Source organism: Sphingobium lactosutens DS20 (assembly GCF_000445105.1).
GTDB classification, from domain to species: Bacteria; Pseudomonadota; Alphaproteobacteria; order Sphingomonadales; family Sphingomonadaceae; genus Sphingobium; species Sphingobium lactosutens.
Window position 1 is genome coordinate 1 of record NZ_ATDP01000013.1, and the last position, 1,979, is coordinate 1,979.

The 1,979-nt window shown below is 60.9% G+C and carries 2 protein-coding genes; both read right to left on the minus strand.

Annotated elements, in window-relative coordinates:
- On the minus strand, positions 1 to 1,435 hold a 1,435-nt coding region (locus tag RLDS_RS29300; RefSeq protein ID WP_021224249.1), incomplete at its 3' end, for a conjugal transfer protein TraH.
- Positions 1,435 to 1,979: conjugal transfer protein TraF (locus RLDS_RS29305; RefSeq protein ID WP_021224250.1), on the minus strand; the 545-nt coding region annotated here is incomplete at its 5' end. The genes RLDS_RS29305 and RLDS_RS29300, both read right to left, overlap by 1 nt.

Genomic DNA, 1,979 nt, shown 5'->3' on the forward strand with positions numbered 1-1,979 from the left:
AAAAGTTCAGCGCGGCCGCCATACCGGGCGTCATGGAATTCTGGAGCGTCGATTCCAGCATAATGCTTCGGTTGATGATCTGCATCGTCACCTGGAGCTTGTTGTTCAGCCGGACGTCCCGTTGGCTGAATTTCGCCCGGGTAGACGCGATTTGCTGTTTCCACTGCGTCGCGGTCTCTTGATCGAAGGTCTGATAATGAACCTTCGCCTGCTCGACCCGGTCGAGCATATTGTCGAGCATCGCCGAAAGCAGGTCGACGGCGACGATCTCGGACAGCGTCTCGATCTCGCCTTCCGTCAACGCATAATGCGCATAGGCCTGAACTCCCAGGATCTTATAGATCGGAACCGTGGCGAGGTTGAGGAGCTGCTTCTCGGCGGCGTCCAGCGGAGTATCGGAGCGGATCTTGTCGCTCATCGACCTGATCATCGTGGCGATCCGCGGCCGCAGCGCGGACGAAGCGGGGACGGAGAGCGTCTGCTCCCCCACATCGTAGCAATTCTCGTCGTTGCACTTCAGTATCTTGACGGGCGGCGCGTCGGCCGTGCCATCGAGCAACGCAGTGACGACCGCTTCTTCGGCAGGTCCGAACATCACGACCTTCCCGCCCACGCTCGGATCGGTCGACGGCGTGGTCACGACCGTTCCCACCAGCGTCATGATATATTCGGAGAATGTCTTGTCGAATGCGCCGAACTTCGCCGATTTCTTAAGGGCCTCCCATGTGTAGTTATGCGGTTCTCCGACCAGCTGGTCTTTCATCGACGCGTCTGTGTTTCCCGCGATGGTCGAATCCCGCCTGTTGCCGTTGTTGCAACCCTGGCGGGCTGCCGCCCAGTCCGAGAATACGCCCTGGCTGTTGCCGACGGCTTCGCAGATCGTCGCGCGCGTGGTCTCCATCTGCGGCCAGATTCCGCCGACCAGCGCCTGCGCCGTCTCGCAGCTCGAGATGTTCATCTGATTGAGGAGCTGCGCCTTCTGGCTGAACTCGTCCATCACCTTGCCGATCTCCGGCGAAACAGAATCGATGGCGAGCTTGAAGGCAAAGCCGAGCGCATTGTTGGCGGTCGCCTTCAGCATCGCGATGATCTCGCTGGCATTGATGAAGGAGAAGCTCCCACTGAAGAGGTCGATACCTCCACATCCCGCACGCGCGCTCGGAAGCTGAAGATTGAACGGCTGGACGCTTTTCTGCGGGAAGCGGGTCCAGACATTACCCAGCGAGTAATAGCCCGCCGATTGACCCTGAAACGCCGATGGGCCGGTGACGTTCGCCGCGCCGCCCACGTCCGAAAAGAAGCTGTTCATCTCGGAGGCGACGTCGGCCCGGGCGGTCCCGGTGCACGCGAGATTGGCCATAGCCAATATTCCCGCCCAGGCAGCGGACGAGCGAAGCACACGGCCGATCAAGCCGCGACGGCGAACCTGTTCCATCAGAAGTCGCTCCCCACCTTGGTGTTCGTCAGCGCGAAAATGCGATCCATGATCTCGTCGGCGCTGAGAATCCCATATCCCACCGGAATCGTGCGTTTGGTGACGGTGTCGAACAGTACGAGCGCCGGCGTCTCGTTACCCGGGACGCCCATGCGCGCGCGCTGGCCCGCATCGACGACATAATTTGGAAAATCGCGGCTCGGCCCGCCGTCCATCGAAACCGCCATCACCGCCATGCCGTGACTGTCGGCCACCGATCGCAGGATCGGTGAAAACAGGTCGCATGCGCCGCAGCTCTGCGCATAAAAGTAGAAGAGCCCGTAGCGTTGGCTAAGGTTCGCCATAACCGCATCGCGATCGGCGCGCCGGTTATCGAGCCAGGCTCGCTTGCCCACCGTCGAAACAGGCCGCTGCAGCGTGTAGTCGAGATCGGGGTTCTGCCACAGCGCGCGCTGCCAGGTGTCTGAGAAGGTCGAAGCACGGTCGAGCTGCTCGCGCTGAAATCGGACGTAAGCGATGACATTTTCCTCGGTCGGATCGAGGA